At 62.3% G+C, this 14,988-nt stretch carries 11 protein-coding genes; 5 read left to right on the top strand and 6 right to left on the bottom strand.

Features of this window, described 5'->3' with window-relative positions; genetic code table 11:
• Positions 1–45 precede the first annotated feature (45 nt).
• Together amaA and amaB are read right to left on the bottom strand one after the other, a co-directional pair.
• Positions 46–1,332, bottom strand: a complete 1,287-nt coding sequence (gene amaA / locus J3P77_RS07105) for an L-pipecolate oxidase (RefSeq protein ID WP_434680654.1) — start codon at positions 1,330–1,332, stop codon at positions 46–48.
• Between the two features lie 44 nt (positions 1,333–1,376).
• Positions 1,377–2,867 (bottom strand): L-piperidine-6-carboxylate dehydrogenase, encoded by a 1,491-nt coding sequence (gene amaB, locus J3P77_RS07100; RefSeq protein WP_434680652.1) that lies wholly within the window; start codon positions 2,865–2,867, stop codon positions 1,377–1,379.
• A gap of 144 nt (positions 2,868–3,011) precedes the next feature.
• Between amaB and J3P77_RS07095 the strand changes: the two genes are divergently transcribed.
• The 4 genes from J3P77_RS07095 to J3P77_RS07080 all read left to right on the top strand — a co-directional run bounded on the left by J3P77_RS07095 (position 3,012) and on the right by J3P77_RS07080 (position 8,587).
• Positions 3,012–3,908 (top strand): LysR substrate-binding domain-containing protein, encoded by an 897-nt coding sequence (locus J3P77_RS07095; protein ID WP_434680650.1) that lies wholly within the window; start codon positions 3,012–3,014, stop codon positions 3,906–3,908.
• 170 nt (positions 3,909–4,078) lie between these two features.
• Positions 4,079–5,329 (top strand): 2-aminoadipate transaminase, encoded by a 1,251-nt coding sequence (locus tag J3P77_RS07090; protein ID WP_434680648.1) that lies wholly within the window; start codon positions 4,079–4,081, stop codon positions 5,327–5,329.
• A 48-nt stretch (positions 5,330–5,377) separates the two neighbouring features.
• Positions 5,378–6,787, top strand: a complete 1,410-nt coding sequence (gene hglS / locus J3P77_RS07085) for a 2-oxoadipate dioxygenase/decarboxylase HglS (protein WP_434680646.1) — start codon at positions 5,378–5,380, stop codon at positions 6,785–6,787.
• A 471-nt stretch (positions 6,788–7,258) separates the two neighbouring features.
• Positions 7,259–8,587 carry a DUF3100 domain-containing protein gene (locus tag J3P77_RS07080; protein ID WP_434680644.1) on the top strand — a complete coding sequence of 443 codons (1,329 nt, stop codon included), beginning with the start codon at positions 7,259–7,261 and terminating at the stop codon, positions 8,585–8,587.
• 158 nt (positions 8,588–8,745) lie between these two features.
• On the opposite strand, the gene J3P77_RS07075 is transcribed toward J3P77_RS07080, so the two are convergent.
• Complete coding sequence (locus J3P77_RS07075) at positions 8,746–9,663, bottom strand: LysR substrate-binding domain-containing protein (protein WP_434680643.1); 918 nt, start codon at positions 9,661–9,663, stop codon at positions 8,746–8,748.
• Between the two features lie 127 nt (positions 9,664–9,790).
• Between J3P77_RS07075 and J3P77_RS07070 the strand changes: the two genes are divergently transcribed.
• Positions 9,791–11,167, top strand: coding sequence for an L-serine ammonia-lyase (locus J3P77_RS07070; protein WP_434680641.1), 1,377 nt, complete (start codon positions 9,791–9,793; stop codon positions 11,165–11,167).
• 127 nt (positions 11,168–11,294) lie between these two features.
• On the opposite strand, the gene J3P77_RS07065 is transcribed toward J3P77_RS07070, so the two are convergent.
• Genes J3P77_RS07065 through J3P77_RS07055 form a run of 3 tightly spaced genes read right to left on the bottom strand, consistent with a single transcriptional unit; the run spans position 11,295 to position 14,869 of the window.
• The gene (locus J3P77_RS07065) at positions 11,295–12,452 is read right to left on the bottom strand and encodes a M20 aminoacylase family protein (RefSeq protein ID WP_434680640.1); all 1,158 of its coding nucleotides are present in this window, start codon (positions 12,450–12,452) and stop codon (positions 11,295–11,297) included.
• Between the two features lie 5 nt (positions 12,453–12,457).
• Complete coding sequence (locus tag J3P77_RS07060; protein WP_434680639.1) at positions 12,458–13,975, bottom strand: aldehyde dehydrogenase family protein; 1,518 nt, start codon at positions 13,973–13,975, stop codon at positions 12,458–12,460.
• Positions 13,976–13,978: 3 nt separating this feature from the next.
• Positions 13,979–14,869 (bottom strand): NAD(P)-dependent oxidoreductase, encoded by an 891-nt coding sequence (locus J3P77_RS07055; RefSeq protein ID WP_434680636.1) that lies wholly within the window; start codon positions 14,867–14,869, stop codon positions 13,979–13,981.
• Positions 14,870–14,988 lie beyond the last annotated feature (119 nt).

The following is a 14,988-nucleotide window of genomic DNA, read 5'->3' as shown; positions in this document are numbered from 1 at the left end:
GGGGTACTGTGACAGCTTTGTTTCAGGCTGGTGCCCGCGCGCCCCTCATAGCACCACGCGCAGGCACTGCCCCGCGTGATACAGCGTAAAGCCTGCGTCGTAGGCCAGTGTGCGCAATGCGCTGCCGCTGACCTTGCGCCCGGTGGCGAAATTGACTGGCAACGCTTCTGTGTCGCCGGTCAGCAGATAGTCCGCGAAACATTTGCCGACCAGAGTGCCGGTGGTCACGCCTCGACCGTTGAAGCCGGTCGCGGCGAGCAGACCGGGAGCCGGTTCGAAGAGGCGCAGCAGATGGTCCGGCGTGAAGCCGATCCGGCCGGTCCAGGTGCTTTCCCACTGCACTTTGCCCAGTTGCGGAAAGTAATGCTGCTGGATCCGGTCCGCCCATTGCCGCACGAACCACAGCGGGTAATTGCCGGCGTTGCCCAGGCTGCCGAGCAGCAGCCGGCCGTGCGCGTCACGACGAATGCTGCTGAGTACCGTGCGGGTGTCCCATGAACCTTGGCCGCCCCGCAGGATGGCCTGTTGCTCCGCTCCGCTGAGCGGCACGGAAGCTACCTGATAGTAATAGCCTGCGAAAATGTGGTCCTTGACGTCGGTCCATTCACCTTCGGTGTAAGCATTGGACGCGATGATCACCTTCTCGGCGCACACGCTGCCGTCGTCTGTGGACACTTTCCAGCCGTCATCCACACGCTGCAGCCCGGTCACCGGCGAATCGCCGAACAGCTCACCGCCCCGCGCCGTCACATTGAGCGCCATGCCCGACACGTAGGCCATCGGGTTGAGGGTTCCGGCGCGATGGTCGAGCAACGCGGCGGCGACCTTGTCCGTGCCGCACGCGTCCTCGCACGCCTTGCCGGTGAGCAGTTCAAGGCTGGCACCACGGCGTTGCCATTGCTCGGCGCGGCTGCGCAGGTCCGCCACGCCGGTGGCGTTGTGCGCCATGTGCAGGTTGCCGGTGCGAGTGTCCTGGCACTGGATACCGTATTTATCGATAGTGGCGAACACCAGCGCAGGCGCGCCACCCAATGCTGTGTTCAGACGGTCCGCCTCGACCTTGCCCAGAGTCTTTTCCAGATCGTCCGGCGCCACCCAGGTGCCCGCATTGACCAGCCCGACATTGCGCCCGGACCCACCATGCCCTACCTGATGGGCCTCGACGATGCACACCGACTTGCCACCTTCGAGCAGACGCAGTGCCGCCGAAAGCCCGGTAAAGCCGCCGCCGATGATGCACACGTCCGCCGAACGCTCACCGCTGAGCTTTTGGCTGACCGGACGTTGCGGCGTCAACTGCTCCCAGAGACACCCGTGACCAAGCTGCGCCATTCAAGAAACTCCAGATCAAGCCTGTCCGATAACGGGTGGACGCTTCAGTCGAACACAATGCCCTGGGCCAGCGGCAGTTCGCGTGAATAATTGACGGTGTTGGTCTGCCGACGCATGTACGCTTTCCAGGCATCGGAACCGGATTCGCGACCGCCGCCGGTTTCTTTCTCGCCACCGAAAGCCCCGCCGATCTCCGCGCCGCTGGTGCCGATGTTGACGTTGGCGATGCCGCAGTCGCTGCCCGCCGCGCTCTGGAAGGCTTCGGCTTCGCGAAGGTCAGTGGTGAAAATGCACGAAGACAGACCTTGCGGCACTTCATTGTTCAGGCGCAACGCTTCTTCGAAGTCATCGTAGGCCAGCACATAAAGAATCGGCGCGAAGGTTTCGTGGCGGACCACATCGCTCTGGGCCGGCATCTCGACAATAGCGGGTGTGACGTAATAGCCGTTGGGGTATTGCTCCTGCAACTGACGCTCGCCGCCGAACACTTCACCGCCTTCGTCGCGCGCCTGTGCCAGCGCGTCCTGCATCGCTGCAAACGCCTGCCTGTCGATCAGCGGACCGATCAGGTTGCCTTCGCGCGGGTCGCCTACGCGAACCTTGCCATAGGCAGCCTTGAGCCGCGCCAGCACTTCATTCTTGATCGAACGATGCACGATCAGGCGACGCAACGTCGTGCAACGCTGCCCCGCGGTGCCGACAGCGCTGAACAGAATGCCGCGAACGGCCATATCCAGATCGGCACTTGGTGCCAAAATCATCGCGTTGTTGCCGCCCAGCTCCAGAATGCTGCGTCCGAACCGGGCCGCGACCCGCGGACCGACCTCGCGACCCATGCGGGTGCTGCCGGTGGCGCTGACCAGTGCCACGCGCGGATCGTCGACCAGCGCCTGGCCGGCGTCGCGATCGCCGATGACCAACTGCGCCAGCCCCTCGGGCGCATCGCCGAAGATCTTCAGCGCCTTGTCCAGCAACGCCTGGCTGGCCAGCGCGGTCAGCGGCGTTTTCTCCGAAGGTTTCCAGATCACCGGGTTGCCGCAGACCAGTGCCAGCGTGGTGTTCCAGGCCCAGACCGCGACCGGGAAGTTGAAGGCGCTGATCACGCCGACCACGCCCAGCGGATGCCAGGTTTCACGCATATGGTGGCCAGGGCGTTCCGAGGCAATGGTCAGACCATAGAGCTGGCGGGACAGGCCGACGGCGAAATCGCAGATGTCGATCATTTCCTGGACTTCGCCCAAGCCCTCTTGAGTGATCTTGCCCGCCTCGATAGATACCAGCTCGCCAAGCGCGGCTTTGTGTTCGCGCAGTACCTCGCCAAAGATACGCACCAGTTCGCCACGGCGTGGTGCCGGCACGCTGCGCCATTTCAGAAAGGCTGCATGAGCGCTGTCGATACGCGCGCCGACTTGCGATTTGTCTTGCAGCGAAACGGACGCAATCTGGCTGCCATCGATGGGCGTATGGACCGGATGGGTCCCGTCTGCGTAAGCGCTTTTCGTCACGCCCAGGCTTGCTAGCAACTCGGCAACCATGTCGATTCTCCTGCGTATTGCACTGGTTGAAATCAATGATGTGGGTCAGTATTGATCCGTGACAGTTCTCGTCACAAACGACCATTTAGAAAAACATGATTCCGTTATGGAATGAACTCACTTGTCCGCACCAGGTAAACCGTAATGTCCAAGCGTTTGATGCCCTCGACGACCGCTCTGCAGTGCTTCGAAGCAGCAGCGCGGCACCTGAGCTTCACGCGCGCGGCACAGGAACTGCACCTGACCCAGAGCGCGGTCAGCAAGCAGGTCGCCCAGCTCGAAGAAATGCTCTGCCATCCGCTGTTCCAGCGCGTACGCCGACGTCTGCACCTGACTCCGGCGGGCGAGCTGTATATGGCCGAGGTCAACAAGATCCTGATTCAGGTCGACATGTCGAGCCGCTACATTCTGACTTACGGCGGCGAAACCGAAGTGCTGAAAATCGCCACCCAGCCGACCTTCGGAGACCGCTGGCTAGTGCCCAATCTGAAAGGCTTCGGCAAGCGACATCCAGGCATTCACCTGGATATCCGCAGCGAGCTGGAACCCTTCGACCTGGTGCGGGCCAAGGCCGACGTGGCGTTCTTTTTCGGCCAGGCGACCTGGCCCGGCGCAACCTGCATCGAGCTGTTCAAGGAAGAAGTGGTGCCGGTCTGCGCCCCGGACTTGCTGGACGGCGATCAGATCACCAGTGCCGAGGCGCTGACCCGCTACACGCTGCTGCAGTGCACCTCGCGGCCGGAAGCCTGGCATGAGTGGTTTCTGGAACAGGACCTGCATTCGCAGCACAGCTATCACGGCCCACGCTTCGACACGTTCTACATGTGCATCCGCGCGGCGCAGGCCGGCTGCGGCATCGCGCTGGTGCCGCGCTATCTGGTCAGTGACGAACTGGCCGAAGGCAAATTGACGATTGCCTGGGATCACCCGATGCAGAGCGATGGTTCGCACTTCCTCGCCTACGCCGAACACGCCGCGCAGGTGCCAAAGGTGCGGGCATTCGTGGACTGGATCACGCAACGGGTGCAGGCCCGGCGCTAGACCGACATCCCGACTTATTGGAATGACTCGACGATTTTATTTCGTTTGCGGGGTGTCTTCGTTGTTCGCTTAGATAATGGAAACGTCCAACCCGCAGGGTGAGCCATGCCTTCCTACATCGAGTACCCAACGTCCATGCCGCGCCGCGTCAGGTTGCCGGAGAGTTGCCGATGAATCGGGAGGCGATCAGCGAGTCCATCTCAAGCGTGCATCCGATCACCTTGTCCCACGGCAGCAATGCTGAAGTCTGGGACACCGATGGCAAACGCTACATCGATTTCGTCGGCGGGATCGGGGTTCTGAACCTTGGCCACTGCAACCCGCAGATCGTCGAGGCGATCCGTGAACAGGCCGGGAAATTGACCCACTACTGTTTCAACGCCACGCCGCACGCACCTTACATTCAGTTCATGGAACAGTTGGCGCGTTTTATCCCGGTCAGCTATCCGGTGAGCGGTATGCTGACCAACTGCGGTGCCGAGGCCGCGGAAAACGCGTTGAAAATCGTTCGTGCCGCCACCGGGCGCACCGGCGTGATCGCTTTCGATGGCGGCTTCCACGGGCGGACGCTGGCGACGCTAAGCCTCAACGGCAAGGTCGCGCCTTACAAGCACAAAGTCGGCGTGCTGCCCGGCCCGGTCTTCCACATCCCCTACCCGGCCCCGGACACCGGCGTCACCACTGAACAGGCGCTCGATGCCCTCGAACGGCTGTTCAGCGTGGAGATCGATGTCAATGACGTGGCGTGCATCATCTTCGAGCCCATCCAAGGCGAGGGTGGGTTTCTTGCCATGGAACCCGATTTCGCCGAAGCCTTGAGGGCGTTCTGCGATACGCACGGCATCGTGCTGGTCGCGGATGAAATCCAGTCCGGCTTCGGACGCAGCGGCGCACGCTTTGCGTTCAGCCGCCTGGGCATCGAACCGGATCTGATTCTGCTCGGCAAGAGCATCGCCGGCGGTATTCCACTGGGCGCGGTGGTCGGGCGCAAGGCGCTGCTCGACACCTTGCCCAAGGGCGGATTGGGAGGGACGTATTCGGGCAATCCAATCGCCTGTGCGGCAGGGCAGGCCTCGCTGGCACAGATGACGGATGCAAACCTGTCGTCGTGGAGCGAGCTGCAGGAAAACGCCATCGTCTCGCGCTACCACCGCTGGAAGCAGAGCGGACTCTCGCCCTGGCTGGGCAGGTTGACCGGCGTTGGCTGCATGCGTGGCATCGAGCTGGCCGATCCGCAAGGCAGGCCTGCCCCACAGCAGCTTGCCCGGTTGCTGGCCTCGGCGCGTGATGCCGGCTTGCTGCTGATGCCCAGCGGCAAATCGCGGCACATCGTGCGTCTGCTGATTCCATTGACCATCGAACCGGAAATCCTCAACGAAGGGCTGGATATCTTCGAGCGCTGCCTGGCAACGCTGAACTGAACCCGAAGCCAACCGAACCGACCGGAATCTGTGCGGAGAAACATCCAGATGAATGCAGAACGATTCGCCGACCGAGACGAAATACGCGCCGGATTCTCCCGCGCCATGTCACAAATGTATCAACAGGAAGTGCCGCTCTACGGAACGCTGATGGAGCTGGTGGCCGAGGTCAATGACAGCGTCATGACCCATGACGATCAGATGCGCGATAGCCTCACCCGGACCGGGGAGATCCAGCGCCTGGACATGGAGCGCCACGGCGCGATCCGGGTCGGGACCGCGTTGGAGCTGGCCACCCTCGCCCGCCTGTTCGCAGTCATGGGCATGGAGCCGGTCGGTTATTACGACCTGACGCCTGCCGGCGTGCCGGTACATTCGACAGCCTTTCGCGCTGTGCATGAGCAGTCACTGCAAGTCAGCCCGTTTCGGGTCTTCACCTCGCTGCTGCGTCTTGAATTGATCGAAAGCGACAGCCTGCGCGAGTTCGCCGCCTGGGTATTGAACAAGCGCACGATTTTCACCCCACGTGCCATTGAGCTGATTGAAAAGCATGAAGCCGACGGCGGCCTTGACCAGGCCGATGCCACCGACTTCATCGAGCAGGCGCTGGAAACCTTTCGCTGGCACAGCACGGCGACCGTCTCGCTGGACGAGTACCAACAGCTCAGCGCTCAGCATCGACTGATCGCCGATGTGGTGGCGTTCAAAGGCCCGCACATCAACCACCTGACGCCACGAACGCTGGACATCGACCAGGTTCAGGCGCAAATGCCCGACAGGGGCATCACACCCAAGGCAGTGGTCGAAGGCCCGCCGCGGCGCAACTGCGCGATCCTGCTGCGTCAGACCAGTTTCAAGGCGCTGCAGGAGCCGATCACCTTTATTGGCGAGTCCGGTCACCAGTCCGGTCACCAGTCCGGGAGTCACTCGGCACGTTTCGGTGAGATCGAGCAGCGTGGCGCCGCGCTGACGGCCAAGGGTCGCGAGCTCTATGACCAACTGCTGAACAGTGCCCGCGATGCGCTGGGGGAATTCCCCAATGAAGCCAACGCGGTCCGTTACGCACAGTTGCTGGAGCAGGCGTTCCAGGCGTTCCCCGACAGCCATGACCAAATGCGTCGGCAAGGTCTGGCGTTCTTCCGCTATTTCGCCACCGAACAAGGCCTGGCGGCGCGCGGACGACTGAGCGCGAATCTGGAACAACTGATCGAAGCCGGACACGTGCGGGTCGAGCCGCTGGTTTATGAGGACTTTCTGCCGGTCAGCGCGGCGGGGATCTTCCAGTCCAACCTGGGCGATGATGCGCAGTCGCAGTACGCGGTCCAATCGAATCAGCAGGACTTCGAGCGCGCCCTCGGTCGGTCGACCATCAATGAGCTGGGGCTATATGCCGAAACTCAGCAACGCTCCGTTGTCGAGTGCGCCAGGGCGCTGGGGTTGGGTTCGCCTTTGCTGTAGGGAGCACTTTGTGGGAGGGAGCATTGTGGGAGGCAGCTTGCTGGCGACGACGTCAGTACAGGCACATCCGCTATATCGCCGTTAACCTCGTCGCCAGCAAGCTGCCTCCCACATTTAGCCCGTTATGCCCAAAGAAATTGTCTGTACACATCCCGTCAACGGCCCTTTCTGTGTTCTCAAAAACGCAACGATAAACAAAATTCGCAATATTGGTGTGCGACCTGCCGGTATGCATACTGCGATTGCACGTGAAATCCGGACAGGCTGTTTTTCCTGGGCCAAGCCCGTGAATACAGGCCTTTAACGTTCGCCGAAAAGGCTCGAAGCAGCCTTGGCGAAGACATTCACACGCCGATAAAAACAACACAGCCAACACATCCAAGCTGCCCTGAGTGCTTCATCGCGCTCACCTGAAAAACACAACAACGATTGAACAGACCGAAAGGTCATTCAGCAGGCAAGGGGATCGACATGCACTACTCACCCGCGACCGTGGCAGGCGATACACGAGCGGTCTCTTCGACCGTAAAACTGTACATCTGGGCGGCGGTCATTCTGATCCTCGCGGAAATGATAGGCGCGATCAGCATTCCGCTGGGGCCGGGCAAAGTGGTGCTGCTGCCCATGGTCTGGGCATTGCTGCTGGGTGCGATGATAGGCATTGCCAGCAAGCGTCTGCCAGGCGCCATCGGCATCGACCAGCGCACTCAATTACGCTCGGCATCGATTCTGCAGCCCGCGCTGTTGATCTTCATCGCCAAGCTCGGGCTGGTGGTCGGTGGTTCGTTGCCGGTGGTGTTCGCTTCCGGCTGGGCGCTGATGTTCCAAGAGTTCGGGCATTTTGTGGGCACCGTGATTCTCGGCTTGCCGGTTGCCTTGATGCTGGGCATCAAGCGTGAAGCCATCGGCGCCACCTTCTCGGTCGGACGCGAACCGAGCCTGGCGATCATCGGCGAGCGCTACGGCATGGATTCTCCCGAAGGCCGCGGCGTGTTGGCCGAATACCTGACAGGCACGCTGTTTGGCGCCTTGTTCATTGCCATCGTCGCCGGCTTCATCACCAGCCTGGGTATCTTCCATCCCAACTCGCTGGCGATGGGTTCGGGCATTGGTTCGGGCAGCATGATGGCCGCGGCCGCAGGTGCCATTGCCGCACAGCAGACGCCGGAGGTCGCCAAGGAAGTCATGACCCTGGCCGCCGCTTCGAACCTGATCACCACCACCATCGGTACCTACTTCACATTGTTCATCTCGCTGCCGCTGGCGGTCTGGGGATATCGCGTGCTGGAGCCGCTGATCGGCCGCACGACCAAGGCGTCGATAGGCACCGAGGAAATCAGCCACAAGGACGTTTCCCTTGAAGTGCCGGAACTCGGCTGGGCGGGCAAGGCCAGCGCCTGGATCGCGGCGGGCGCCCTGGCGCTGATCGCCAACTATGTCGGTTACAAGACCCTGTCGGCGGATGCCTTTACCGGCATGGCAATCATGATCTTCTGCGCGTTTGCCGGTGAAGCGCTGTGTACCCTGCTGCGTCGCAAGATTCCCGCCGTGTGCATGGTCTCGCTGGTGGCGATGTTCCTGACCTCGCCCGCCTGCCCGTTCGCAGCGGAAATCACCCGGCTGACCAATTCGATCAACATGCTGGCGGTCATCACCCCGATGCTGGCATTCGCCGGCCTGTCCATCGCCAAGGACCTTCCGGCCTTCCGCCGCCTGGGCTGGCGGATTGTGCTGGTGTCATTCCTGGCGAACCTGGGGACGTTCATTGGCGCGGTGCTGATTGCCGAGGCGTTTCACTAAGGCAGGGACGGGGTTTTGAGGTTTTGCTGCCGCTCTGCGCCAGATCGTCGGATTGCCGCCCACAGCAAGCTGGCTCCTACAGAGTACTGCAGTGCGCCGCGGTATTGTAGGAGCCAGCTTGCTGGCGATCTGGCGCGTAGCGGCAGCAACGTCGCTGGTCAAGCGCCCTCCTGCGCCATGATCACCAGCCAGTCATGCACGGCGCGCCTTGAAGGCGTGCTCAGTGCACCTTCACGATACGCCAGCACGTACTTCTTCTTGGCCTTGATCGGGTAGCCGAACGGCACGATCAGCGAGCCTTGCTCAAGCTCGTCGGTGATCAGCGCCTTGCGGGCAATGGCGACGCCCATGCCCATGCGCGCCGCGTCGATGGTCAGATGGTTGCGATTGAAGGTGTGTCCCCGGCGCACGTCGATGCCGGCAGCACCGATAGCGGCCAGGTAAAACTCCCACTCCGCGTACTCGTAGCTGCCACGCCAGGCGGTGATGTCGTGCAGCAACGGAAAATGCACCAGCTGACTCGGCGTATCCAGCGGCGGCCGACCTTCCAGCAAGCGTGGCGAGCAGACCGGGAACAGCTCTTCCTCCAGCAGCGAGGTGGTCATCAGCCCCGGATAACTGCCATCGTTCAGGTCAATAGCCAGATCGAAGTCGTCATCGCGCAACGAGCCGCTGCTGTCCTCGGCAATGATGCGCAGCTGGATATCCGGAAACGCTTCCTGCAAACGCGGCAGGCGTGGCATCAGCCACTTGCCGAGGAACGACGGAATGCAGCGCAGCTTGAACACGCCGCCGATCCGGCCTGAATACAGCAGACGCAGTTCGTCACTGATGCGGCTTTGCACTTCATTGGCGACCAGCGCCAGCCGCTGGCCTTCGGCGGTGAGCTCAAGCCCGCGCCCGACCCGGTGAAACAGCGCGAACCCCAGGCGCTCTTCCAGCTGGCGCATCTGCTGGCTGATGGCACCGGGCGTGACATGCAGCTCTTCGGCGCATCGGGTGAAGGACAAATGTCGGGCCGCGCAGGCGAATACCTGAAGCCAGGCATGCATCTGGGCGTTGAAGATTCTGCTCATTGAGGAGTTCCGCTAAAGCGTTGCATAGGAACAATCGTTTGTCGTTTGCCTGGCGCGAGCCAAATATTAGGGCCAGAAAGAAGGAGTTACAGCTCCCCTGCATCATCTCACTTGAAGGACCTCCGTGATGGCCATCAGCGTCTTCGACATGTTCAAAATCGGCATCGGGCCGTCCAGTTCACATACCGTCGGACCGATGCGGGCCGGCGTGCTGTTCGTGGCCGAGCTGCGCGACCGGAACCGGTTGCATAGCGTAGAACGGATCGAGGTGCGATTGTACGGTTCTCTTTCGGCGACCGGCATCGGCCACGGCAGCGACCGGGCGACCGTCATGGGCCTGATGGGCGAATGGCCGGACCGGATCGACCCCGCTCAAGTGAACCCGCGCATCGACGCGTTGCTGGCTGACGGTCGCCTGATGCTGGGCGGTGAGCATGCGATCAATTTCGTCTGGGACCGGGACATGTGCTTACTCAACGAGAGCCTGCCCTGGCACCCCAACGGCATGACGCTGTGCGCCTATGGCCAATCCGGCGAGCTTTTCGAACAGACCTATTATTCGGTCGGCGGCGGTTTCGTAGTTGACGCCGCCCAGGCCGCCAGCGGTGTACTGGACAATGACGCCACCGTGTTGCCGTACGAATTTTCCAGCGGCGCTCAATTGCTGCGACTGTGCAAGGCCCATGGGTTGAGCATTTCCAAACTGATGATGGCCAACGAAAAGGCCTGGCGCAGCGAAGCGGAAATCCGCGAGAAGATTCTGGTGATCTGGGAAGCCATGCGCGCCTGCGTTGCCAAGGGCCTGACTGAAACCGGCATCTTGCCGGGCGGGCTGAACGTGCGCCGTCGGGCCTACCGTCTGCATCAGAGCCTGCAGAACCTCGACAACCCCAACGTCATTGGTTCGACGCTGAGCGCGATGGAGTGGGTCAACCTGTTTGCTCTGGCCGTCAACGAAGAAAACGCCGCCGGTGGCCGCATGGTCACCGCGCCCACCAACGGCGCGGCGGGCATCGTGCCGGCGGTGTTGCATTACTTCATGAAATTCAACCCGGCGGCCAATGACGACGACGTGGTGCGGTTCTTTTTGAGTGCGGCGGCGGTGGGCATCCTGTGCAAGAAGAATGCGTCGATTTCCGGCGCGGAAGTCGGCTGTCAGGGTGAAGTCGGCTCGGCCTGTGCCATGGCGGCGGCGGGCCTCGCGGAAATTCTCGGTGCCACGCCCGAGCAGGTGGAGAACGCAGCGGAAATCGGTCTGGAACACAACCTCGGCCTGACCTGCGACCCCGTGGGCGGGCTGGTTCAAGTGCCGTGCATCGAGCGCAACGCGATTGCCGCCGTTAAAGCGATCAATGCCGCCCAGATGGCACTGCGCGGCGACGGCGAGCACTTCATTTCTCTGGACCACGCCATCCGCACCATGCGCGACACCGGCGCGGATATGCACGACAAGTACAAGGAGACGTCACGGGGTGGGCTGGCGGTGAAATTCATCGAATGTTGATATTGCGCCCCTTCGTTCGTAGGAGCGCGCTTGCCCGCGAGTGCATTTCGTCAGCAACAGATCTGTCCACCGGCACTACGCCGTCGCGGGCAAGCGCGCTCCTACAGTTGAAACAAGCGCCGCCCCGTCACGCCAATGGCAGACACTGCTCCACCAATGACGTCCACACTTTGACGCCAGGTTCGATCACCTGGTCGTTGAAGTCGTAGTACGGGTTGTGCAGCGGGGCCGAGGGGTTTTCGCCGTCGACGCCCATCCAGATGTAGGCGCCCGGACAGGCATGCAGCATGAAGGCGAAATCTTCGGACGCCATCGACGGGTTGCAGCCCCATTGCACATTGGCCTCGCCAACCGCCGCGACCGCGGCACGGCGAATGGTGCCAGCCGCCTCGACGTGGTTTTCGGTGACTGGGTAGCCCACGTTATAGACCAACTCACCACGCACAGCGAACGCCGTCGGCAGACGCTCGACAAACTCGCCAATCAGTTGCTGCACCCTGGCCCGCACCGGCGTTTGCAGGCAACGCACGGTGCCGCGCAACACGGCCGTTTCCGGGAGCACATTGATGGCCTCCCCGGCATTGAACTGGGTGACGCTGACCACCGCCGAATCCAGCGGGGAGAGACGCCGCGAGACAATGGTCTGCAGGCCCAGCACCAGCTCGGCACCCGCGACAATCGGGTCGAAGCCCCGGTCCGGCATGGCGGCGTGGCTGCCCTTGCCGGTCAAGGTGATCTCGAAAGTGTCCAGCGAGGCCATCATTGGCCCCGGATTGATCACCACCTGCCCGGCCGGGACGCCCGGCCAGTTATGCAGGCCGTAGATCGCCTCCATCGGGAACAGCTTGAACAGACCGTCTTCGATCATCCGCTGCGCGCCACCGAGGTTTTCCTCGGCAGGCTGAAAGACGAAATGCACCGTGCCGAGAAAGCGCCGCGTCTCGGCCAGGTGCCGAGCGGTAGCCAGCAGAATCGCCGTATGGCCGTCATGCCCGCAGGCATGCATGCAGCCCTTGTGCGCGGATTTGTGCGGGCTGTCGCCCAGCTCCTGGATCGGCAAGGCGTCCATATCCGCGCGAATGCCGATCACCGGGCCGTCGCCGGTGCGTAGCGTGCCCACCACTCCGGTGCCGCCAAGGCCGCGATGGACTTCGATACCGAAGCTTTCCAGCAGCCTGGCCACTTTTTCGGACGTCTGCTGTTCCTGAAACCCCAGCTCCGGCGCCGCATGAAGCGTGCGGCGCCAGCAGGTGGCGTCTTCGATCAATGTATGGGAAATCGTCATGTCGCTTACTCCAGGCTCGCGCCGTAGCCAAAACTGGCTGCCGGCTTGGCGGCGGTTTCTACCCAGACGCTTTTCACCTCGCTGTATTCGCGCAACGCGTCGAGGCCCGAGGAACGACCATAGCCGCTCTCGCCGTAACCGCCAAATGGCGAGCTGACGTGGATGGTCTTGTAGCCGTTGACCCAGAAAGTCCCGGCCCGCACCTGTTTCGCCACGCGATGGGCGCGACCGACGTCACGGGTCCAGACCCCACCGGCCAGACCGAAACGGCTGTCGTTGGCGATGCGGATCGCGTCTTCTTCGTCTCTGAATGGAATCGCCACCACCACCGGCCCGAAGATTTCTTCCTGAGCGCAGTAAAGTGCGTTGTGGCCAGCCAGCACGGTCGGGTTGACGTAGTAACCTGACGTGTTCGGGATCGGCTCGGCGTGTTCGCCCACCAGTTTCGCGCCCTCCTTCAATGCGCCTTCGACCATGGTTTTCACATGGTTGTACTGCTTGGCGTTGTTGATCGGGCCGATCTGGGTTTCCGGGTCGCTCGGGTTGCCGACCTTGAACCGGGTCGCGGCAGCCGCCAGCGCCTTGGTGAATTTTTCGAAGATCGATTCCTGTACCAGCAGCCGCGAGCCGGATACGCAGCTCTGGCCCGAACCGGAAAAGATTGCAGCCTGAGCGCCGCGCAGTGCGACCTCTAGATCCGCGTCCTCGAACACGATGTTGGCCGACTTGCCGCCCAGCTCCAGCACCGCCGGAATGCAGCGCTGCGCCGCGGCGACGGCGATATGCCGCCCGGTCGCGGGCGAGCCGACGAACACCACTTTGCGGATGTCGGCTCTAGCGATAAAGGCCTGACCAATGCTGCGGCCGAAACCGGCGACCACGTTCACCAGGCCCTTGGGAATACCGGCCCGCTCGATCAGTACGCCGACCATCAGCGAACTGAGCGGCGTCAGCTCGGAAGGCTTGAGGATCACCGCATTACCCGCCGCGATGGCCGGCGCAATCTGCCAGCCGCAGGTAAAGATCGGTGCGTTCCACGGCGTGATCTGCAGCACAGTGCCGAGCGGTTCGTACGTGACGTAGTTCAGATGACTGGTCGGCACCGGAATGATCTCGCCGTGCAGCTTGTCCGCCCAGCCGGCGTAGTACTCGAACATTTCCGCGACCTTGAGCACTTCTACCCGCGCGTCGCGAATCGGTTTGTTGGCGGTCAGCGATTCGATCTGCGCCAGGTTCTCCAGTTCTTCGCGAATCAGGCTGCCCACCTGATACATGGCGCGGCCACGAGCCTGAGCGGTCAGAGCCCACCACTGGCGTTGTGCGGTCCTGGCGGCATGGTCGGCCAGTTCCACAAGCGAGTCGTCGGCATCGGGGTAGCTCAGCAGCACAGTGTCGTCATGGGCGTTGCGCACTTCCACCGGCGCGCCGTGGCCTTCGACGAATTCGCCGCCGATGTAGCTGGCAACCACATTGCGGTCGCCCCAGTAAGGGCGCATCAGTTCAAGAATGTTTGCGGTGCTCATCGCTTATTCTCCACGGCCGTAAAGGCTGGCATCGGTGCGCTGCACGATTGCGCAGAAGTCTTCGTTGTCACCCAGGGTGTGGGCGCTGGCTTGCCACAACTGGGCCACGACGCGCGACAGCGGCAGGTCCATGTCCAGACTGTCCGCAAGGTCGCTGGCCAGACCGACGTCCTTGCGCATCAGGCCCATGGTGAAGCCCGAGTCGTAGGCTTTATTCAGCACCCAGGTCGGAAACATCACTTGAGTGGCGCCGCTACGACCGGAACCGGCGTTGAGCCCTTCCAGGAGTTTTGCCGGATCGACACCGGCCTTTGCAGCCATGGCGACCGCTTCGGCGGTACTGATCAGGTGGCAGGCGGCGAGCATATTGTTGGCGATCTTGGCGACGTTGCCGGCACCGCAGCGACCGACATGCACGCGGGTGCCACTCATGGCTTCGAGAACGGGCATGACGCATGCAAGGTCTGCATCTTCGGCGCCGATCACCATCGACATGGTGCCGGTTGCCGCGCCTTTCGGGCCACCGGAGACCGGCGCGTCGATGAACGCGACGCCGGTCTTGAGCAGCTGCGCCGCGACCAGGCGGCTCATTTCCGGGGTTGAGGTCGTGGTGTCGATCACCACCAGGCCTTTGCGGCCCAGATCGCTGATGCCGCCTTCGCCCAGGCACACGGCTTCGACGTGTTCAGCCTTGGGCAGCGAGAGAATCAGCAGGTCGACGCTCTGGATCAACTGCGCACGGTCGGCGACAGGTTTGACGCCCTTGCTTTGCGCCTGGGTCAGCGCCGCTTCGGAAAGGTCAAAGCCGCTGACGTCAAAGCCCTTGCCCGCCAGGGTCGCCGCCATGCCGCCGCCCATGTTGCCCAATCCGATCACGCCTACTTTCAGATTCATCTTGTGTATTCCGGTCAAAGGTCTGTGACACGCCTGCCTCAGGCTGTTGGACCGAGTATGGACAGCGCTCTCCCCCCTCAGCAATAATCCGAAAATTGAATTTCCGTTGCCTTTATCGC

It is taken from the genome of Pseudomonas sp. R1-18 (genome assembly GCF_051132095.1).
Classification (GTDB): domain Bacteria; phylum Pseudomonadota; class Gammaproteobacteria; order Pseudomonadales; family Pseudomonadaceae; genus Aquipseudomonas.
This window is presented reverse-complemented; position numbering and strand designations above follow the sequence as displayed.